This is a genomic window from Candidatus Terasakiella magnetica, from assembly GCF_900093605.1.
In the GTDB taxonomy this organism is placed as follows: domain Bacteria; phylum Pseudomonadota; class Alphaproteobacteria; order Rhodospirillales; family Terasakiellaceae; genus Terasakiella; species Terasakiella magnetica.
In genome coordinates this window covers 1-18,838 of sequence record NZ_FLYE01000006.1, presented here as the reverse complement: position 1 = coordinate 18,838, position 18,838 = coordinate 1, and the positions used below count along the sequence as shown (strand labels likewise).

General features: G+C 40.3%; 17 protein-coding genes. 9 read left to right on the top strand and 8 right to left on the bottom strand.

The features are described from left to right. The first annotated feature begins 156 nt into the window (after positions 1-156). The 5 genes from MTBPR1_RS05680 to MTBPR1_RS05660 are packed head-to-tail and all read left to right on the top strand — an operon-like array spanning position 157 to position 4,017. On the top strand, positions 157-1,275 hold the full coding sequence (locus tag MTBPR1_RS05680; protein ID WP_165602620.1) for a cytochrome b/b6 domain-containing protein: 1,119 nt from the start codon (positions 157-159) through the stop codon (positions 1,273-1,275). Continuing rightward, entirely contained in the window at positions 1,272-1,679 is a 408-nt protein-coding gene (locus MTBPR1_RS05675) for a DUF1924 domain-containing protein (RefSeq protein ID WP_069186602.1), read from the top strand. Before MTBPR1_RS05680 ends, MTBPR1_RS05675 begins: the two co-directional genes overlap by 4 nt. A gap of 16 nt (positions 1,680-1,695) precedes the next feature. Continuing rightward, positions 1,696-2,169 (top strand): diheme cytochrome c, encoded by a 474-nt coding sequence (locus tag MTBPR1_RS05670; protein WP_069186601.1) that lies wholly within the window; start codon positions 1,696-1,698, stop codon positions 2,167-2,169. 47 nt (positions 2,170-2,216) lie between these two features. Continuing rightward, the gene (locus MTBPR1_RS05665; protein ID WP_069186600.1) at positions 2,217-2,744 is read left to right on the top strand and encodes a helix-turn-helix transcriptional regulator; all 528 of its coding nucleotides are present in this window, start codon (positions 2,217-2,219) and stop codon (positions 2,742-2,744) included. Then, entirely contained in the window at positions 2,731-4,017 is a 1,287-nt protein-coding gene (locus MTBPR1_RS05660) for an adenylate/guanylate cyclase domain-containing protein (protein WP_069186599.1), read from the top strand. Before MTBPR1_RS05665 ends, MTBPR1_RS05660 begins: the two co-directional genes overlap by 14 nt. Before the next feature lies 1 nt (position 4,018). Here MTBPR1_RS05660 and MTBPR1_RS05655 read toward each other — a convergent pair whose 3' ends face one another. After that, positions 4,019-5,299, bottom strand: coding sequence for a tyrosine-type recombinase/integrase (locus MTBPR1_RS05655; RefSeq protein ID WP_069186598.1), 1,281 nt, complete (start codon positions 5,297-5,299; stop codon positions 4,019-4,021). Between the two features lie 157 nt (positions 5,300-5,456). Next, entirely contained in the window at positions 5,457-7,067 is a 1,611-nt protein-coding gene (locus tag MTBPR1_RS18080) for a recombinase family protein (RefSeq protein ID WP_165602619.1), read from the bottom strand. 555 nt (positions 7,068-7,622) lie between these two features. On the opposite strand from MTBPR1_RS18080, the gene MTBPR1_RS05645 reads away from it, so the two are divergent. Then, a complete protein-coding gene (locus tag MTBPR1_RS05645) occupies positions 7,623-7,814 on the top strand; it encodes a hypothetical protein (RefSeq protein ID WP_069186597.1) in 192 nt (63 codons plus the stop codon). Positions 7,815-8,265: 451 nt separating this feature from the next. On the opposite strand, the gene MTBPR1_RS05640 is transcribed toward MTBPR1_RS05645, so the two are convergent. From MTBPR1_RS05640 to MTBPR1_RS05630, 3 genes are read right to left on the bottom strand one after another with little or no spacing between them, the layout of a single operon-like run. Then, on the bottom strand, positions 8,266-9,231 hold the full coding sequence (locus tag MTBPR1_RS05640; protein WP_069186596.1) for a hypothetical protein: 966 nt from the start codon (positions 9,229-9,231) through the stop codon (positions 8,266-8,268). 3 nt (positions 9,232-9,234) lie between these two features. After that, positions 9,235-11,340: a hypothetical protein gene (locus MTBPR1_RS05635; RefSeq protein ID WP_069186595.1), complete on the bottom strand. Its 2,106-nt coding sequence runs from the start codon at positions 11,338-11,340 to the stop codon at positions 9,235-9,237. A gap of 12 nt (positions 11,341-11,352) precedes the next feature. Beyond that, complete coding sequence (locus MTBPR1_RS05630; protein WP_069186594.1) at positions 11,353-11,595, bottom strand: MerR family transcriptional regulator; 243 nt, start codon at positions 11,593-11,595, stop codon at positions 11,353-11,355. Positions 11,596-12,120: 525 nt separating this feature from the next. Here MTBPR1_RS05630 and MTBPR1_RS05625 point away from each other — a divergent pair. Further along, positions 12,121-12,393, top strand: a complete 273-nt coding sequence (locus MTBPR1_RS05625) for a hypothetical protein (RefSeq protein WP_069186593.1) — start codon at positions 12,121-12,123, stop codon at positions 12,391-12,393. A gap of 137 nt (positions 12,394-12,530) precedes the next feature. Here the strand turns inward: MTBPR1_RS05625 and MTBPR1_RS05620 are convergent, their stop codons facing one another. Next, on the bottom strand, positions 12,531-13,316 hold the full coding sequence (locus MTBPR1_RS05620; protein ID WP_165602618.1) for a substrate-binding periplasmic protein: 786 nt from the start codon (positions 13,314-13,316) through the stop codon (positions 12,531-12,533). A gap of 245 nt (positions 13,317-13,561) precedes the next feature. On the opposite strand from MTBPR1_RS05620, the gene MTBPR1_RS05615 reads away from it, so the two are divergent. Then, a complete protein-coding gene (locus tag MTBPR1_RS05615) occupies positions 13,562-14,332 on the top strand; it encodes a substrate-binding periplasmic protein (protein ID WP_069186591.1) in 771 nt (256 codons plus the stop codon). Further along, on the top strand, positions 14,333-16,744 hold the full coding sequence (locus tag MTBPR1_RS05610) for a transporter substrate-binding domain-containing protein (protein ID WP_069186590.1): 2,412 nt from the start codon (positions 14,333-14,335) through the stop codon (positions 16,742-16,744). Between the two features lie 38 nt (positions 16,745-16,782). Here MTBPR1_RS05610 and MTBPR1_RS05605 read toward each other — a convergent pair whose 3' ends face one another. Both MTBPR1_RS05605 and MTBPR1_RS05600 read right to left on the bottom strand, forming a co-directional pair. After that, positions 16,783-17,493, bottom strand: coding sequence for a substrate-binding periplasmic protein (locus MTBPR1_RS05605; RefSeq protein WP_069186589.1), 711 nt, complete (start codon positions 17,491-17,493; stop codon positions 16,783-16,785). 291 nt (positions 17,494-17,784) lie between these two features. Next, positions 17,785-18,582, bottom strand: a complete 798-nt coding sequence (locus MTBPR1_RS05600) for a substrate-binding periplasmic protein (protein ID WP_069186588.1) — start codon at positions 18,580-18,582, stop codon at positions 17,785-17,787. Positions 18,583-18,838: the final 256 nt, after the last annotated feature.

Sequence of the window (18,838 nt, the reverse complement as noted above, 5' to 3'; positions counted from 1 at the left end):
GATTGAAAGTAAACCTTGTCCTGATGATGCTCACCCAATTTAGGGCTATATAAACCAAAGTTATAAAACCCCGCATTACCTTTGGGGTTGATTGTGAACTCTGCATAAACCCAGCAAGTTAGTCGTATCGAAATGCACAAAAGCGAAGGATACGAAATGCCTGAGACCCAAGCCTCTTCACAGCACAATAAATCACCCATCATATGGGACTTACCTCTACGACTATTTCATTGGGCAATGGTCATAACGGTCACTATTGCAGCAGTGACAGGTTACTTCTTTGAAGACTGGTGGCTGGATGTGCATGTCTATGCTGGATATGTCTTATCTTGTTTATTGGTGTTCAGATTAATCTGGGGATTTGTCGGTAGTTATTACAGTCGATTTCATACTTTCCCCTTATCCCAGGTAAGCGTCTTCAAACATATTAAGAACCTTATCAAAGGGAAGTCAGACCAACATGCCGGACATAACCCTGTCGGGGCATGGATGATCGTTGCGTTACTTACAACTCTGATCTTACTCGTTGTCACAGGCTTCCTTGTCTGGGGTGGAGAAGAAAACAACGGACCATTGGCATCTGTTGTTGGTTATCAAGTTGGTGAATGGAGTGAAGATGTTCATGAGGTGCTGGCAGGTATTCTCATGACTGTTATTGGCATTCACATTCTGGCTGTGTTGGTCGAAACCGTAATCTTCAATCATCCTTTGATCAAAGCCATGATTACAGGCAGAAAAGATGGCATTGAAACGGGTAGACCCGTTTCAATGTGGCACTCTCTTGCGGGTCTTATGATCATCATTGGTGTGGGCTTTGCATTTTCTTATTGGGTGAATACAGCCTCCCCAACATCGCTGGCGATGTCCTTGAATTCAACCTACCAGCAGGAATGCGGGGGTTGCCATCCTGCCTATCACCCAAGCCTTCGTACACGAAACGACTGGCAGGCGATATTGACCAATCTGTCAGATCATTATGGTGAAGATGCAAGTCTGGATGACATCACCCGTCGTGAAATCGCTACGTACCTAAACGCACAAGATGCTTTCTCCTTTGATACTGAGGTCGCCCATAAGATCGGTCGATATGACACCCGTAGTCTACGTATGACCGACACACGCTATTGGCAGAAGAAGCATGACGAACTGAAAGATAGCGACTTCAGACACGCTGCTATTGGGTCAAAAGTCAACTGCAATGCCTGTCACCAAGATGCTGAGAGCGGTCGTTTTGATGATGACCAGATTAAACTTCCTAAAGGAATTCACTCATGAGAAAACCATTACAATTCACACTGATTATTGCCGCTATAATCATGACAACACCCGCATTTGCCTCACCATTACTGGATCAATATAAGGCACAAGCCCAACAGGAAGACACTTCCTTCATGGGGTTCTCAGCCGAACGAGGTAAAGCATTCTACCTTGCCCGTCATGCAACGGGAAAAGCAGAAACACCTGCCTGCACTTCCTGTCATACCGATAGACCTACTGGGACTGGTTTAACACGAGCAGGTAAAACAATTGCCCCACTCGCCACATCTCTTTCACCAGATCGCTACACCGATAAACGCAAGGTCGAAAAGTGGTTCCGTCGAAACTGCAACAGTGTTTTAGGGCGTGTCTGTAGTGCAACTGAAAAAGGCGACTTCATCACTTTTATGCTGACACAATAATTTAAGGATTAACATAATGCTGAATAAGAAAACTCTGCTTTTGGCAGCAACCTTTATCATCGTTGGAAACTCATTTGCTCACGCCGATGAAAGGTTTCCATCAATCAAAGATGAAACGGTCAAAAAAGAATGTGGTGATTGCCATATGGCATTCCAGCCACAGATGTTACCGCAACGTTCATGGGTGAAAATCATGGATACATTAGGTGATCATTTTGGTGAAGACGCGTCTTTGGACAAGGCAACAGCGGAGGGTATCAAAAACTATCTTGTTGAGAATGCCTCTGATGCTGGATGGTGGAGTGGTAAATTCATGCGTGGTGTACGTGATGACTGGGTACCACTTCGTATTACAGAGATTCCATATTGGGTTCGTGAACATAATGAAGAAGTTCCCAATTACGCATGGTCTGATCCCAAAGTAAAAAGCAAAGCCAACTGTGCTGCCTGCCATCCTCGTGCAGATATGGGTAATTATGATGACGACTGAATACATTCGTCGTATCTTATGTTGTGATGATCAAGGGGGAAGTTTTCATGGCGAATAAAAACAATCGTTTTGAAGTGCAGGGATTGATCTTATCCTTTGTTGTGATTGCTATTTGCGAACTCTTTTTCTTGATTGATGTCTATGCGGATTTCTTTCGCATTGATATTGATACGACATGGATTGGACATGACAAGATTGAACTTCTTGCGGTCCTGACCCTGACGTTTGCCCTGATCATCATCGGTATGCAGATTATTCAGCTATTGAAAAAGCACCGTCAAAGTGAAGATACGGTGGAAGTTGCATCAGGTGAGTTGCTCAGTGTCATTCAGCGTCACTTTGATCAATGGAAACTCTCACCTTCTGAGCAGGAAGTCGCCTTACTTCTAATCAAAGGCATGTCCACACAAGAAATTGCAAATATTAGGGAAACAAAAGTCGGAACCGTCAAAAGCCAAACCAGTTCCATCTATCAAAAAACGGGGGTGAAAGGTCGAAATGAACTGGTTGCATATTTCGTTGAAGACCTTTTGGCAGGTGAAAAAATGATCGGTGAAAACGATGGCGGAAGATAGCATCACGTTTGAAGCCCCATACCCTCTTCAAAACAGGTTTCGCAGAATTATCCTGCCCAGCCTCTTGTTCTTGACAGTCTTAATCGGTTTTATCATGAGCAACGGCAGTACGTGGCTTACTGAAAAAATCTATCTTGAAATATCTGAAAATCGTGCTGCTGTTATTCATCGGGCATTAAGTGAAAAAGATCATCAGGCATGGGAGAATTTACAGGTATCAAACACACCTAATGAAATTTATGACACTGCAAAAGGTGAACATCTTCTCCATACGTTGCGTGATGAAGTGAAGGAACTTGGCTTATCCCATCTCAAAGTTTATGGACAGAATGGTCTCTTGCTCTATTCAAGTGAAGAAGCACAGATCGGCACATTAGACCTCAGCAAGGGATACCTGAATGCCCTAAATGGTGTCCGTACTCTGGTAGAGAAACAACGCCCCGATGGGCATAAGTTATACGAACTCTACGTAAAAGTTCCTGACACTACACACCCAATTGTTATGGAATTATATGAACCCGTTGATTACCTTGATGGTATAACTTTGAAAGTTATTATTCCAGCAACTCTTATTCCCGTTAGTATCTTGGTACTGCTGGCATTGGGGATGAACCGATTGGTTCGCCATGCACAAGCAGATATTAACTACCGCACAGATTTGCTGAATGAATTTCGCTTACGTTTGCAAAGACTGGTGTCTAATGAAGCCGTTGAAACAATCCGTTCCACAACAGGCAAAGGTGAGGTCGCTTCACGAAGAGTTAGAGCCTCAATATTGTTTTCAGATGTTCGGGACTTTACCGACTTCTGTGAACGTGAAACACCAGAAAACGTCGTGGCATTCCTCAATCAATCACTAGGCATTGTTATTGAAGCTGTGCGGGAGCAGGGTGGTGATGTGGATAAAATGATTGGTGATGCGGTTCTTGCTCATTTCCAAGGTGAGAAAGCAGAAGAACGTGCATTAAAAGCTGCTAAAAAAGCCCTAGAGGATACTAAGATGTCTAACCTTCCAAGAGGTATTGGTATCGGTATTTACACAGGTGATGTCGTGGTTGGAACTGTTGGTGCTACAAACCGGATGGATTTTACAGTTATTGGAGATACCGTGAATGTGGCTTCTCGACTCTGCTCTGCTGCGGAACAAGGTGAGATTGTGATTGAGGGACATGAAGAGCACATAATGTCTAAGCAATATTCTCATAATGTTGAACAGATAACAGTAAAAGGGCGAGAAGAGCCTCTTAATATTTCTAGATACAAGTTGCTATAATTTACGCAATCTTGCTGCCAACAATATTAACCGCTTCTCTAAGTGGTTCATCAAATAGATGGGAATAACGCTGTGTTGTTTGCTGTTGTGTATGCCCCAGCAATGCACCGATTGAAAGCAAGCCTTGACCTGAAGAGGCAAGGATAGACGCAAATGTATGTCTAAGATCGTGCATTCGTAAATCCATAACGCCAACAGGCATGTTGATATTCAGTGTTTCAGCTTCTGCAAGGCATTTCTTACATGTCAACTTGGGGCCGTATTGCTCATCCAAGCTAATCATAAACTTATTTAAGCGAGGATCTTCACGCCATAGAATAACAGTTGAACGTTCACGAATAGATTTCCAAGTGTTTTTAATGTCAGTCAGGTGATTGCCTTCAATCACACCCTCAAAAACCCATTGGCTATGGGTGTCATTGTTCTCATTACGTTTCTTCAGCAACTCAACAGTGCTAGAGGCTAGGGGAACGCGATGGAACTTTCGCTGTTTTGTATGGGCTGAAGGTTTAATCCAAACCCCTTGTTCAAGATCTATATCCTGCCATCTGGCTTTAAGAACCTCAGTTTTTCTTGCCCCAGTCAGTAAAAGCATACGAATGGCATCACAAGACGTTTGTTCCTTATGAACTCGCATAACATCCGTGATAGCTGTAATCTCAGAATCAGTAGCATATCTTTGGCGTGGTTCTTCATTATTCTTCTTAACGCCACTGCACGGGTTATTGGAAACCCACTCCCAACGAATGGCTAAATTGAAGGCTTTACGAAATACTTCAATAATTCGATTTGCTCTGACAGGTTTATCAATAGAAATCTCTCTATGAAACTTATCAATCTGATCAGCCGTTATCGAAGCCAGCTTTGTTTTTCGAAACTTAGGAAGGATATAGTTCTTCCACATAGAGGCGTCATCCTTGGCTGCACGTTCAGCTTTAGTCGGCAAATGCTCTTCCTGATACTTTTCCCAAAGGTCGTTGACCGTAGGTGCTTCACGTTTCTCAATTTTATCTGCAAGCGGGTCAAAACCTTTAGCGATCTCACGTTTGAGATATTTAGCTTCTTCTCTTGCTGCTGATACCGACCAAGTAGGATATTGACCGATGGTTAGCCTTTTTTGTGGGCCATTGAATCTATAGGTAAGGACAAATGCACGATGGCCTGTATGAGTGATACGAATACCAAATCCTGAGATGTCTGTATCGTATGTGACAACGTTTCCTGTAGCTGGTGCTTTCAGGTTTTTAACGAACTTGTCTGTGATCTTTTGATTGCCTGGCATATTTCTGTGTCTTCACTGTGTCTTCAATTTTGAGGGTGCTGAGTGACGTTTCTTGACGTTGGATGTCGTTTTGTGTCACTATCTGTCGCAGTCAAGTTATTGTAATATAATGAAAACTGCAGAAAAGCAAGCTTTTTAGAAAATGTACCAATCAGGCTCATAACCTGAAGGTCGTCAGTTCAAATCTGGCCCCCGCAACCACTTTTCCCCAACATGACGGGGAGTTGTTCGATACGGACAATAAAGAAGCTAGGACCCCGTGTACTTCTATAGTCACGGGGCTTCCTTTTTTACCAATTTGTTCAGGCGTGATAACGATTTTTTCGATAAGCGAACGTACTTCTGCAAACACAGCATCACGTGCAAGACCTTCTTCGTACTGAGATAAAGTGTCTTGAAGGTTTGCTACAAGCTTACCGTAGTGATCTGCAGTACCAGGGTGCATTTGCACAACATCATCTTCTTCAATTAATGCTAGCTCAGCATTGAGAGTTTCTCGCTCTTGTTCCTTGTTTGTTAAACGATTTGCGATCTCTAATGAGGCTACTCCAGCATCGATCATCTTAAGAATATTATGAATTTCTTTCTCTAGTTCAATTAGACGAGCACGTTTGTTGTCTGCTTCGGAACGCTCAAGGCTTTTGAGACGTTTTCGCTCTTCATGATAGATTTTGATGTAAGTTGAGATAAGCTCCGGTGATGTTAATTGACTTTGAAGTGCAGTCAGAACACGGTCTTCGACCTCAACACGTTTTATGGTCCTTGTATTGTCGCAATCGCCTCTTTCGCTCAATCCTGCGCAACGAAGACGATCACTACCCTGTACTGTGTATGAAGCGCCACAACAACCACATTTGGTTAAGCCTGACAGTAAATGCTTCGCTTTACGCTTGGAGACTGGACTGGTATTGGTGCTTCGCTCTGAAAGAATTTCAGTAACTTTATTAAAAGTTATATCATCTATGATTTCGTATTGTGGGAAATCATAATTTTGCCACTCACTTTTATCGTTTAGGTCCGAATTTCTATTACCCGTGTAAGGATTGTTTTTGAATTGTTGTCGATTCCAAACAAAGACACCGTTATATAGTCTGTTACGAAGAATACCACTAAGCCTACTTTTTGAACCTGCTATAGTGGATTTATTCCATTTCTGACCTCTTGGGCTTGGGATGTTATCATTGTTTAAGCCTAGGGCAATTTGGTGAGGTGTTGCACCATCAATATATTCTGAAAAAATACGACGGATTATATCTGCTTCATTGGTATCAATCGTAAAGCAACCTTTTTGTCCTTCAGTAGGGGTGTAACCATATGATTTTCCGCAAGGGATACGACCAGCTTGTAATGCTGCTTCCATACCTCGGTGTGTTTTCTCAGAAAGATTTTTTAGGTACATTTCGCCGAGTAAGCCATTGACGCCAATCTCAATTGTACTAACTTCTCCGTTAGAGACTGTGTAAAGGTCAATTCCTTCAAAATTAAGTTTTTTTCTGATATCAGCTAAATCACCTTGGTCACGACTTAAGCGGTCTAGGTGTTCGCAGAGGACAATATCAAAATCTTTTGATTTCGCATCGTAAAGTAAGGTGTTTAGACCTGTTCGGTTATGTGTTGTCGAACCCGACATAGCCTCATCATAGTAACTGTCCACTATAGAAATATTATTTTTATTTGCCCATTGTGTACACAGTCTGATTTGATCAGCACAGGAATTGGCATTTTGCTTATCAGAAGAATAGCGGGCATAGATTACAGCACGTTTCATTGCAGGACCTCCTTCTGATGATCATGAAGGGCTTGAGCACGGGCGAGTTCTTTTACAAAGCTGGTTAAATATTCAGAGTGTGAAATTCCTTCCTTAGATTCCACAGTATTAAACTGTGTTTTTTGCTTGTGGGGATGAGTGTTTATTGTCAAATTATATCTCCTAAAAAGTTAAATAAATATGCCAGTCCGTTACACTGGGGAGCCCCCAGAGCCGGATCTGGTAGTGATTTGCTCATTATAGTACAAGGCCATTTAACTTTCTCGAAATCGGGGCATTTTTTTGAAATGATCGATTTTCTTGCACAACATGGCACCAGTTTTTGAACAAATTTGTTCGAACAATCAGCTTTGTTCCCCAATGAATTCTAGGTTTTCGGAATGCTGAGATATCAGAACATTTGACCACTCACATCAATTAAATAATTTACAGCATAGTTTATCCCGCTATAATTGTAATCATGATGGGTGATACTTACAAATCTATTTATAAGGCTTTTCGTTTCTTCGCAGTTCCTCTGCTTTTAGCGGCTTTACCAGCAGGGTCTTTGATTAAATGACGGTTGGTGAGTTGAAAAATCTTTTGAAGAACAGTCCAGACAAAGCAGAAGTACTCATTTTAGTCGATAACAAAGCATATCAATTGCGACAAAGAGGGCTAAAAGAAGGGACGATTTTATTCGCTATTGATGCTGAGAAGAGGCTTGATGGGCAATTTATCAAGCTTTGTCAGGGGTATTTAGAGTGAATGTTGCCAAGGTAATATTACAGAACATCTAGGCTCAAAGGACTCATTGACTGAGGTACAAGGCGAAGGATTTAAAATAGATATGATAAATCTCCTATGGCTTGTAACGATAGTAGCCAAAGTACAGTCCTTTTTGGAACTCCTAATTGATGATTATGGCATTTGTATTCTACTATAACGATTTTTAATTTTTCCGAGAATTGATCAATTTTTTGAAAAAAAATTATGCTTTCCGTCAAAGGCTATCTTCAGCTTCGATCTTCACCATTCATCACCTATAGGGGTTAGGGGGCTATAGTGCTATTAAAATAGAAGAGACATGATGAATGTATTTTTTGTGAAAAATATACTTTCAAATCTCTTCTGGTTAAATATAACCCCTCAACCCCCTTGACCCCCACAATAAGGTTATCACTAGGTGATGATGGTGGAAACATTATGAACGGATGTTCTAGAAATCGTCGTTTAAGCCTTGATCATACGACTTGCATTCAACAGACCATTTTAAAGACCTTTTGGACTTCGTTGTATTACGCTCGATTTGAAGTCGATAGTCTCCGATCCATTGGTTAACGAACTTCTGCAATAAAGATGCAAATGAACGCGAAGTTAATTGATCATGGGGCACCAAATCAGAAATAGCGGTTTGCAATCCTTCAGTTTGAGCTTGTGAATTATACTGTTTACAATCAGTTAGAACAGTCTTAAGCGGAACGGCTTGTTTCCCATATGTGTTAAACCATTTTTCGAGAAGCTCTGCTCTACCAGCTTTTAGAGGGTCTTCAGCCTTATTTCGGTCTAACAGTTCAGCAGTATCAGGAGCACCAGCCCAAAGCATAGGCTTTCTAATCTGGCTATCCCATTCCTTAAAGCGGGTGGTCTGGCATGAGATTTCGTTATCTAGTTGCTTGTGTCCCATTAAAATCATGAGTGAATGATAGAAAAATTTTGCTCTGTTTGTAGAACACCAACCTTCTAAATCACTTCTTGAAAACGATCGACGGTCAGGGTCTTCACAATTTGGGTCTAAATAGATATTCATCATTCGTGTATTGAAGTCCCCGACAGGTTGAATATTGTTGCCTGAAAAACACCATAAAACATTAGTTGGAACTTCAATTTCAATGTTCTCTCCAAGTTTACGATCTCTGTATTTCGGAGCTGTACAGGCACTTGCTAGTTTATTGCTTTCAATACGCACCGCTTCGGGGAGGTTATCAAATAAAACAATCGCTTCACCGCCAGTTAAAATACTGAGCAATTTTTTACCCATTTCCTCATCATTCTTGGGCCATTGATTTACGGCTAAGCCAGAACCTTGTACAAGGTAAGAAACCAACTGAATTAATGTGGTTTTTCCAGAGGATTGAACAGGCGAAGATGTTGCAAACATGGGAGCACCTTCAGCTCCAATCATTAATCACCTTTGAACAGCAGTCAAGAGCATCGCAACTGCTCCGGCTTTATCCAAATCAGTGGCAAAAGGAAACTCGTCAAATACCGTTTCGCAAAGCCATTTGTATGAGTTAGATGCCATTTCTTGAGTGATTTTTTCAGGAAGAGAAGGCACTAAATCATCGGGAATTGCTGTGTACAGACCAGTCTCGGGGTCATAACCGTTCCCTTTGAGGATGCTTCCATCATTTTTAAGGGCGGGATGATCAATGATGCCAGTGAGTGCAGGTGCTCTCTCATGGCTTACTTCAAGCATCGTTTGAGTAACTTTATTTGGAACCGGAATTTCTTCTAACGAACCGCCTTTGGTTTGCTTAAAGAATGCGCAGGACTTATTCAAACGTAAGTCGAATTTATGCGGTCCATACGGTACGATCCTATAGCCTAAAGCGTTCTCGCTATCCGGAGAATTGTTTTCCTTGTGCTTTTCTCCGATTGTTGTAGGTCGTTTCCCGTTAATGGTAACGAGCCTTTGTGAATGGGAAAACACCATTTCATGGTCCGTATCCTGAAAAATAACGTCTTCGGCTTGTTTGATAATTTCGGGAATTCTGATCGGATTAAAGTAAATGGCGCTCCGACCATCTTCTTCTGCATCAAGCTTCATATTGTCATTTGCAGCTTGAATTTTCTCATTTTCCCAAGTTTGTTCCTCGGCTTTAAGTCTCTTTTTCAAAGGTGAAAGACCATGCGGTGTCCTGAGGTGAACCCATTCCAATACTGCTTGGCGGCCATAATAGTTCATGAATTTTAACTTATCAGTCCAACTGGCATCGATTTCATTGGTGGTTTTATTTGAAAGGCGTGAAATCCAAGCTTGAGGCATATGTACCTTAAGGTCATTTGGGTCTAGAACGTATTTCACATTTGAACCATTATCATAAAGAAATGGAGTGAAATCTTCATGCAGAGAAAGGAAGCCATTCATGGATGATGATTCTCGAAAAGTTGCTTGGCAACGGACTTTCTGGTGCGAACTTTTCCAAAAATCTTCAAGGGTCATATCTCCAAGCTCTGTTTTGATCAGTGTTCCAAGTTTGAGCATGATGTCATTGATGACAGTAAAAGTTGGAATAGTTCTGGAAGTTACTTTGCCGTATTGATCCAAAAATTTTTCTGAACGTTTTCCAACATTAATCTGACAACCGGTCTGAGACTTAACTCTATCAATTTCTTCTTTTTTAAGGCTTGGAAGGGAATGAGTGTCAAGTTTCTTGGATTGTTTATAAATAACTTCAATATTCGGTTCACTCAGAGAAAGTCCATGTCCTTCCATAGTTGGAGCACCCTCGTACACAACTCTTTCATGGGAGAATGTTGACACATCGAAAATAGACCAAGGGCGCTTGTTAACAACCTCTTCAGGTCTTTCTTTAGAATATAGAGGTCGCATAAAGCCTAAATCGTTTAAGAAAGATTGTTGAAGCAAGGTTTTTCCAAACCTTTCAAGGTCATTCCCGTCATCAATAGGAACGTAGTAGTGCCTTCCAGTGGCTGACATAGGTTCGCCATCAATTAAAACGCGACCTGTTGAACTTGGAACTTTCACCATTGAGACTTCATCAAGTTCAGGGATCATAGACGACATAGCATCAAGCCATTCTTGATCTGACATGGAAGCCAGATGTTTGGGCATGCCCTTAACTTCATCGCGATCAAACAGCATCCAAATGGTAGGCTGCATGTTGTTTTTGACACGTGCAATGTGCGGCTCACCATTGATCTCATGCCAGCCCAACAAACTGTCGGTATCGTCTTGATCTAAGCCTGTGTGTTTTGCAATATATTTTTTGGAAGAAACTCTGAACGTGCGACCTTCTGCTAATGGTTCATCGCTATCTGGTTCAGTTTGGGGAAAATAGCCGCTAGGGACGATCACAGCATTTGGATCATTTGCGACGTGCTTTAAAACCTTTGCCATTGAATCGCAGTCAGGTACGTTGATGGTCACCCCACTAGCAGTTGTGATTGGTGACCCTGCTTCTTTAGATACGTCGCCGGAGTCAGTCTTTTTGATAAGCTTATTTGCCCTTTGCTCTGTTTTAAGAAGGGTTACGTAATTTTTACTCATATATCACCTACCTCATACTTCTTTTTCTAGCATCTCGGGATCGCTCTCTTCACCCGAGGTGCTAGTACAGTTATTAAGATATTCAACCAAGTCGGATTGGCGATATCGAATAAGGCGACCTTCGCCGACTGTAATAAATTTGGGGCCAACATTGGCAAGTCGCCAACGTTGCATTGTGCGTGCTGAGATCGGTGATTCTTTACCCCCGATGTAAATTCCTGCAGCCGCTTCGTCTAAGATTTCTAGATTTGACATTTTAGTCTCCTTTTTGTTTGAATTTGATAAAGTTATTTATATTCCCCAAATCGTAGAAATGACGTTTTGATGCACTTTTTTGCATCTAAAATCGCGAAAAACGTGATTTTTGCAGAATATGGATTTTTGGCTCAGTGTTGTGGTTAAGAACCCATGAAAATAAGGCGCAACTAACCATCCCGCTGAAAACCCCAGCAGCTTAATATATAAGTAAGCCGGCAAAAACACTGCCGCTATTTCTATGATTCGAGTATGTGAGCATGTGCGCCCATGCTTACAATAGATCTTCAATATACCCGGCCCGCATTTAAAATTCTTCCTGGTTGGAGAATTTTTTCAAAATGTTGCTTTATGCGATTATTCAATTTTTAAAATGTATAATTTAATATCATTCATCTTTAAATAGAGTGGTGACTGAGCGCTGTAGGATCTTTGGTAGAAATTATCTTCGCCATAGGACCGCCTTTATCAAAGTGTCAAGTGAATAAATACAACTAAAGAAAGGCATAAACCTATGGAGTGGATATGGAAACGTTTGAAGAATTTATCGCTAGAAATGGAACTGATCAGGACATGCAATCTCTAACGGAGAGCTTTTTATCCCAAGTTCGGGCGGAAGTTTTGTTGATTGGAAAAAGAGTTGATGATCTGGAAGGGAAAATTCAAGCCGAAAACGACCTAGCTCGTAAGATTGACTTACTGGCAAAGCAAAAGAAATGGGCTTCATTTCTAAGTATTTGTATTTTGGCGATACAAATGAAAGACATTTCTATCTTGAGAAGAATTCGTAAGCGTTAACGAATATAGAGCAAATCTGACACTACATCATTTTCGAGATAGATTCTGATAACAAGATATCAGGAGCAGCTATTAAAGGTAAAGCGGACTAACACAGGAAACAGACCATTTGGGCTGTTGCTGACCCAATGCGGCAATCAAGGAGACCTAGGATAAAGTTTCTCCAAGGCTCTGGGATATAGTGATGTCAATGAGTGTTTCTTAAACATCTGCCACACCAAGCCATCTCGAACCATTTCTTCATACACATCTTGCCAACGGGCAATCATGGAATCGGGCACGTTCTTGTTGAAAGCGATAAACTGATGCGTGGTTTTAAACTCATACACCAGACTGATTTCAGATTCTTTTTTACCAACTTGTTTTAGAGTTCTCGAAGCAACAGCAGTGTTCGTAAACCATAAGTCATTCCTTTCGCCTAACAACTTTTTCAAGTTCTTTATTGGATCAGACGAGGGATTTAAATTCGTAAAATTCATCCCGACCAAAATATCCATAGGATTGGAATTACGTTCCACGCTGATTGAATAGCGTCGTGCATCTTCCATCGACGGGATATTAAAGTCCTTTCTAGTGAGGCTGTGGAGCCCAATTCTCGATTCTGCTATAGGCCCGACCCACTTAAATTCACTTTCTCTACGTTTGTTTCTCGCCGTAGTAAACAACACTGCGTTCTTCTTTTTTTGCAGATAATTGTAGCCTCTTGCCCAAGGGTAGACCTTTATGGTCTTCGGCAAGCCTAATCGAGCCTGAATCGCGGAAACGATCTCAACTGCGATACCCTCAAGTTTCCCATCAACAGTGTAGTTAAATGGCGGAAACTCCTCCGTCATTATAAATAGTTTGTCTTCACTGAAGGCAGAGTTTGTGTGTGAAAGAAAGCAAGTCATGAAAACAATGAGTGTTGCGAAAGTTCTCATCATATTGACGGCTATCCTTTTAAGGTCCGAGGAAAAAGGAGATTGAAAGAGGCCTATATTATAAGTCTCCTTAGAGTAGGTCATCATCAAAAGAGAGTCAAAGAGTGACACGGTGTTCCATTGTGACTGCCATCATATATTTATAGGCCTTTTAGAGAGAGACTTATAATTACTATAGGTAATTGTAGACTTGGGACAGTTGGAAGATTAGCATAATTCCTGACACTGGTGATTTAAGGGAGGTTTAAATGAAACTGTTAAAATCAATGGTCATATCCCTTATCCTTATAGTGTTTGCACTCGCCCCAAACATTACATTGGCAGATGAAAAACCAATCCTTACATTTGGCTCTGGCAAACATATGCCGCCGCCATTTGTATTTCATTTTGAAGATTACCTGGTAACAGGACTCCTTAAAGATATTGCAACTTCTGTAGCAAAAGAACTAAATGCAAAGAGCCACTTCAGTCATATCCCAAGAAAGCGTTCTGTTGATGCGATCACCAAGGGTACTGTTGATGTTCTTTGTTTAACATCACCCAAATGGTTAGGGGAATTAGAAGGAGTAAAATGGACCGTTCCATTATATGATGATCACGAAATCATCATAATGCGAAAGGCAGATGCTGTACATGTATCAAGCATCAATAGCTTAAAGGGCCTTAAAATTGGAACTATTAGTGGCTTCAATTATCCGCATTCAATCGACCCTATTATAAAAAATGGGTTAGCAAAGAGAAGAGATGCTTCAAATCTTATTGCAAATTTAGAGAAGTTGAATAGTGGTACTATTGATGCCGTTGTCGATGGCCGGATGAAATTGAACTACCTAGTAAAAGCCTTTGGCTATGAAGATAAAATCACGACGGTTTTCACCAGTAAAAACTCTGTCCCAATACAATGTGTTGTCTCAAAGCAGTCAGAAATCCCATATCAACATATTACAGATGCATTTGATAGAATTAAATCAAATGGAGTTGTTCAAAAAATACTCAAAAAATATGATGGGACACAGTAAATGCATGTTCTCATTAGCATAAAGAGTCTCTTATACTTCCACATATACTCTTTATTTGTTTTCTTAATTACAATAGTTGCTTCTAACTCATCCTTTGCAAAGGATGAGTATATTGCTGCAATGCCAGCAAATTTCCCTCCTCACTATTCCTTAACCTCTTCAGGTCAACCAACTGGGTTTGCAATTGATGTGCTTAATGCAATTGCTAAGAAAGAAAAAATCAAGATAACCTACAAAGTATATTCTTCGTGGCCTGAAGTTCATGAAGCTCTTAAGGATGGTAGTGCTGACCTTATTCCCAATCTAGGGATCTCTTCTAAAAGAAAAGAATATTCTCGATTCACATCGCCGATTGAAAAATTTGAAATAAAGCTCTTCGTAAAAAAAGGTTCGACCTTTGTTAATCCGACTGATCTTTCAGGTCATATTGTGGGTGGCGTTCATACAAATATTGGGGCTCGACTAATTTCCGTTCAAGATGATTTAGACACTAAAATTTTCCCCACTCTGCAAGATGCTATACTTGGGCTACTAAGTGGACGCGTAGATGCTGTTGCTTATCCTGCGCCAGTTACTTGGAAGCTCGCTACTCAGCTTGGGTTAAATACTAAAATCAGAGCCCTTGAGCCACCTATGAAAACAATTCACAGGGGGATAGCTGTAAGAAAGGGGCTGCCCGACTTATTATCCAGATTAGAGAAAACGTCTTCTGACTTTGCCAAGACATCAGAGTTTCATAAGATATATGCCAAATGGTTTTCAGCACATAAACAGACCGAAAAATACAATTACTTAATTTGGGGGACAGCACTGTTAATTATTATTGTTGGCTTTGCAGCTCTCTATATGAGCCGATTGAAAGTGCAACAAATCAGTGAAAAAGAAATACACGATGCGGATAAAACGAAAGCTTTTAAAACCATAACCTCCAAATTACTGACTATTTATATCCCAATGGTCAGTTTTGCTGTGGTCGCGATTTTTACTGTGATGGAAGTAATTTATTATAAAAAAGAACGAGAGTTACTTATCAACTCGCTTAAGAGTATCTCTAATATCCAAAGTTCAGCATTTAAAACACCTATTTGGGAATATAACATTGACGAAGTTCAGCGTTTACTTGGAGAATTGCTACTGATACCTGAATTTCAAAGTGCTGCAGTTTATGACATTACAGGAAAGTTGTTGGGTGAGGTTGGCGAGACCACAAAACAAGTGACTTCTGCTGATTTTAAAATGGAACGTGACCTGACTTTCTCTACGAATGGAAAGAGTGAAAAGATTGGTATGCTTATTGTTTCAGTACATGATGAGCAGATTTGGGAGAATGTTTGGGAACACATTCAAACCAATAGCATTATTATTTTAGTATTAATTTCAGGGCTAATCGCAACAACGATGTTTGCTGTTCAAGTGGTAATTGGTCGCCCCTTATGGCATTTACGCCATGCCATTGAAAAAACGAAAAAAGACAGCTCAAAAGATCCCGTTCAATGGGAAAGCAAGGACGAACTTGGCCAAGTCGTAAAAGCCTATAACGAAATGCAGGCGAAAGAGAAAGAAAGTGCGGAAGGGTTACAGCGCTATCAGGAAAACCTTGAACAAATGGTGGAAGACCGCACTAAGGAACTTTCAGATGCCTATGGCGTAATATCAAGCAGTATCGATTATGCAGCCAATATCCAACGTTCAATATTGCCTCAAGAAGAATTCTTCAAAACTCATTTGGATGACTATTTTATTATCTGGGAACCACGTGACCGTGTTGGTGGAGATGTCTATTGGGCCAGAAGTTGGGGAAAAGGTTTCCTCATAATATTGGCAGATTGTACAGGACACGGTGTACCCGGTGCTTTTATGTCTTTGATTGCAACCGGAGCATTAGATCGCGCACAGGAAGATGTAGCATCCGGTGATGTGGGAGGTCTTATCCAAAGAATGCACCAAATTGTCCAAATGTCGCTTGGGCAAGATACAGGTAGCGCTAAATCGGATGATGGACTAGAGCTTGGTGCTTGTTTCATCCAAGATAAAACAGACCTGATATTCTCTGGTGCCAGGTTCTCATTGTTTAAATTCAATGGAAATAATATTGAAGAAATTAAAGGCGATAAAAAAGGAATTGGATATAAGGAAATTCCTCATGACCAAGAATTTGCAAATATCTCTATTCCTGTCTCGGAACACGATTGTTTCTATTTAGTCTCTGATGGAATTGTAGATCAAGTAGGTGGTGAAAAACGTCGTATGCTTGGTAAAAAGAGATTAAAGCAAGAAATTTCAAAACATTGTGATATTTCGATGGAGGAGCAAAAACAACACATTCTTGCTGCTTTAAAAGAATATCAAGGTAATGAAATCCGCCGAGATGACGTTTCAATGTTAGGCCTGCGTTTGAAAGTTCAACAGTGATTTATTAGGCAATTGTTTTTTGATATGAAATCGAGCAATTAGTCAAATTTGCTTAGAATTTTATCGTAACTTCCATCGGCTTTCATTGATCGAAGTGCTTGGGCCAGTTTTGAGACTAAGTCTTTATGTCTTTTATGTAGATAAGTATAAATCGGAAGCGACGTAAGCGGTTTTCCGATTTTACGAATTCCACTATTTTTAAATTGGTTTGTTTTAAGAACTTCAGCAGCTGAAGGTGTCGTAATTAAAATGTCAAATCGATCTAATTTCAGCATTTCGAATAAGAGGTCATGCTTTCCGACTTTTGTAACAGATTTAGCATATTGTGTTGCCTTTTCTGAAATCAGAATTGAGCCTGAATGAACTCCAACTCTATATTTATCTAACCCTTCCCACCCGTCATCCAAATTATTAACAGTTTTTGACCATGCATAGTCGCTAATAACTTGTTGAACCTCAGGTACGCGAACCAAATTTTTCAACTTTTTAATTTTTATGATATCAAAGATACGGTGAGCGTCACCGTCTGTTTTTCCATTCTCAGCTTCAATAATAGGTCTTTCACCTGGTGTTGCACGCAATATCAAATCTTTGCCAACACGACGAAAAGCTTCAGTCAAGATGGCTTTGGTTGTTTTGTAAACGAGACTATTTGGTGCAAGGTGAGTTGAAAGCGTAATTGTCTCATTTGCTCGTGCAACGCTGCATGAAAGAAGAATAAAAAGAAATGTCAGAGATATTCTAATCATAATGTAGCTTGTCCACCTGTTTTTATAAATACTACTCGTGTCAGTAGGTTGATACCAGTAGTATGATTGCGTAATAGACAATGCTCCCACTACATGAGTTCGTGTTGAAAACTCTCCAAGTTTTATTGTTTAAAATCGACGCATAATTTCGCAACAATCGTAAAACCGCCAATAATTGGTAAGCTATCGGATATTAGCTACTTATTCTTATTAATCGTCATATCAGAAGATATTTGATACAGCCTAGCCATAACGGAAATAAATTCCTGAAAAGGTTTTTCAAACGTAATGCTATTTAGGATAATTGGCTTGATAATCATGCAATGTGATCAAATCATCATACATTCCCTCAGACACCAATATACGAAAAGAATTATTAAAATCTGAAATAATCTGATCTTTATTTGGATGCTTCTTTGAAATAATAGGAGCTTGAATATTGGTCTTCAATGGTGGTTGCAGTGTAATAAGCTTGTGATGAACATTAAGCCCTTGTTCTTTCATAACTTCGTTAAGATTAACAGGGTCTCCAACAATAGCATCAAACCTTTTACCAATTAGCATTTTAGGAAGACTGCTAAGGTTCGCAGTATAGCTTATATTGAGGTTATTTCTATCTTCTTTAGAAAACGCTTCTACAATTCCAGTGGTTTCTCTAACCATACCCACATGTAGGCCATAAAAACTTTCAATATTTCCACTTTTTATTGTAGAACCTTCGGGAACAATGAAGTTAATGGAATCAATTAATATATCATTTAAATAATTGTACTCCTCATCTATTTCGTCCCCATGCCAAGCTGAAGCAACAAGGTCATACTTCAGTTCTTTAACCCCTGCTATACATCTTGCCCAAGGGACAATTTCGTATTTAGCTTCATATCCGGCATGTTGAAAAACACGTAAAACCAAATCTGCAACAAATCCCTTATTTGGAAGGCTTGGCCCTGATAACTTTCCCCATGTCGTGCCACAAATCACGATGGAAGGTTTATTTGCGGCAATCGCATGTGTGACGCAAAGAGGCAAAATACACGCTAGATATATTACTAAGCTAAGCAACTTTTTATTTTTCATTAATATACTCATGCCTCAATCTTTTTTGCTGCTCTACATTCATTCATCACACAGTTTGTAGTATTTTAGTAGTTCGAGAGAAAAATGATAGATATTTCCGTTTCTGGCTGAGGCTGAGGCTGTTGAAAAACTCGTATATTGAAGCTTTTTCACGTCCAATACTTAATTCTACATGACTTTTAAGGTTCCGTCTGTGGCGTATGCCAGGACGATTGTATGTGTTTGTTTATGGGTTGATGTTTATGGCGCATGAAGGAACTCCATCGGT

What these genes read in the sequence shown, in the direction of transcription:
- MTBPR1_RS05680 (WP_165602620.1), top strand. Translation starts at nt 157, where the DNA reads ATGCCTGAGACCCAAGCCTCTTCACAGCACAATAAATCACCCATCATA.
- MTBPR1_RS05675 (WP_069186602.1), top strand. Translation starts at nt 1,272, where the DNA reads ATGAGAAAACCATTACAATTCACACTGATTATTGCCGCTATAATCATG.
- MTBPR1_RS05670 (WP_069186601.1), top strand. Translation starts at nt 1,696, where the DNA reads ATGCTGAATAAGAAAACTCTGCTTTTGGCAGCAACCTTTATCATCGTT.
- MTBPR1_RS05665 (WP_069186600.1), top strand. Translation starts at nt 2,217, where the DNA reads ATGGCGAATAAAAACAATCGTTTTGAAGTGCAGGGATTGATCTTATCC.
- MTBPR1_RS05660 (WP_069186599.1), top strand. Translation starts at nt 2,731, where the DNA reads ATGGCGGAAGATAGCATCACGTTTGAAGCCCCATACCCTCTTCAAAAC.
- MTBPR1_RS05655 (WP_069186598.1), bottom strand. Translation starts at nt 5,299, where the DNA reads ATGCCAGGCAATCAAAAGATCACAGACAAGTTCGTTAAAAACCTGAAA.
- MTBPR1_RS18080 (WP_165602619.1), bottom strand. Translation starts at nt 7,067, where the DNA reads ATGAAACGTGCTGTAATCTATGCCCGCTATTCTTCTGATAAGCAAAAT.
- MTBPR1_RS05645 (WP_069186597.1), top strand. Translation starts at nt 7,623, where the DNA reads ATGACGGTTGGTGAGTTGAAAAATCTTTTGAAGAACAGTCCAGACAAA.
- MTBPR1_RS05640 (WP_069186596.1), bottom strand. Translation starts at nt 9,231, where the DNA reads ATGATTGGAGCTGAAGGTGCTCCCATGTTTGCAACATCTTCGCCTGTT.
- MTBPR1_RS05635 (WP_069186595.1), bottom strand. Translation starts at nt 11,340, where the DNA reads ATGAGTAAAAATTACGTAACCCTTCTTAAAACAGAGCAAAGGGCAAAT.
- MTBPR1_RS05630 (WP_069186594.1), bottom strand. Translation starts at nt 11,595, where the DNA reads ATGTCAAATCTAGAAATCTTAGACGAAGCGGCTGCAGGAATTTACATC.
- MTBPR1_RS05625 (WP_069186593.1), top strand. Translation starts at nt 12,121, where the DNA reads ATGGAAACGTTTGAAGAATTTATCGCTAGAAATGGAACTGATCAGGAC.
- MTBPR1_RS05620 (WP_165602618.1), bottom strand. Translation starts at nt 13,316, where the DNA reads ATGATGAGAACTTTCGCAACACTCATTGTTTTCATGACTTGCTTTCTT.
- MTBPR1_RS05615 (WP_069186591.1), top strand. Translation starts at nt 13,562, where the DNA reads ATGAAACTGTTAAAATCAATGGTCATATCCCTTATCCTTATAGTGTTT.
- MTBPR1_RS05610 (WP_069186590.1), top strand. Translation starts at nt 14,333, where the DNA reads ATGCATGTTCTCATTAGCATAAAGAGTCTCTTATACTTCCACATATAC.
- MTBPR1_RS05605 (WP_069186589.1), bottom strand. Translation starts at nt 17,493, where the DNA reads ATGATTAGAATATCTCTGACATTTCTTTTTATTCTTCTTTCATGCAGC.
- MTBPR1_RS05600 (WP_069186588.1), bottom strand. Translation starts at nt 18,582, where the DNA reads ATGAGTATATTAATGAAAAATAAAAAGTTGCTTAGCTTAGTAATATAT.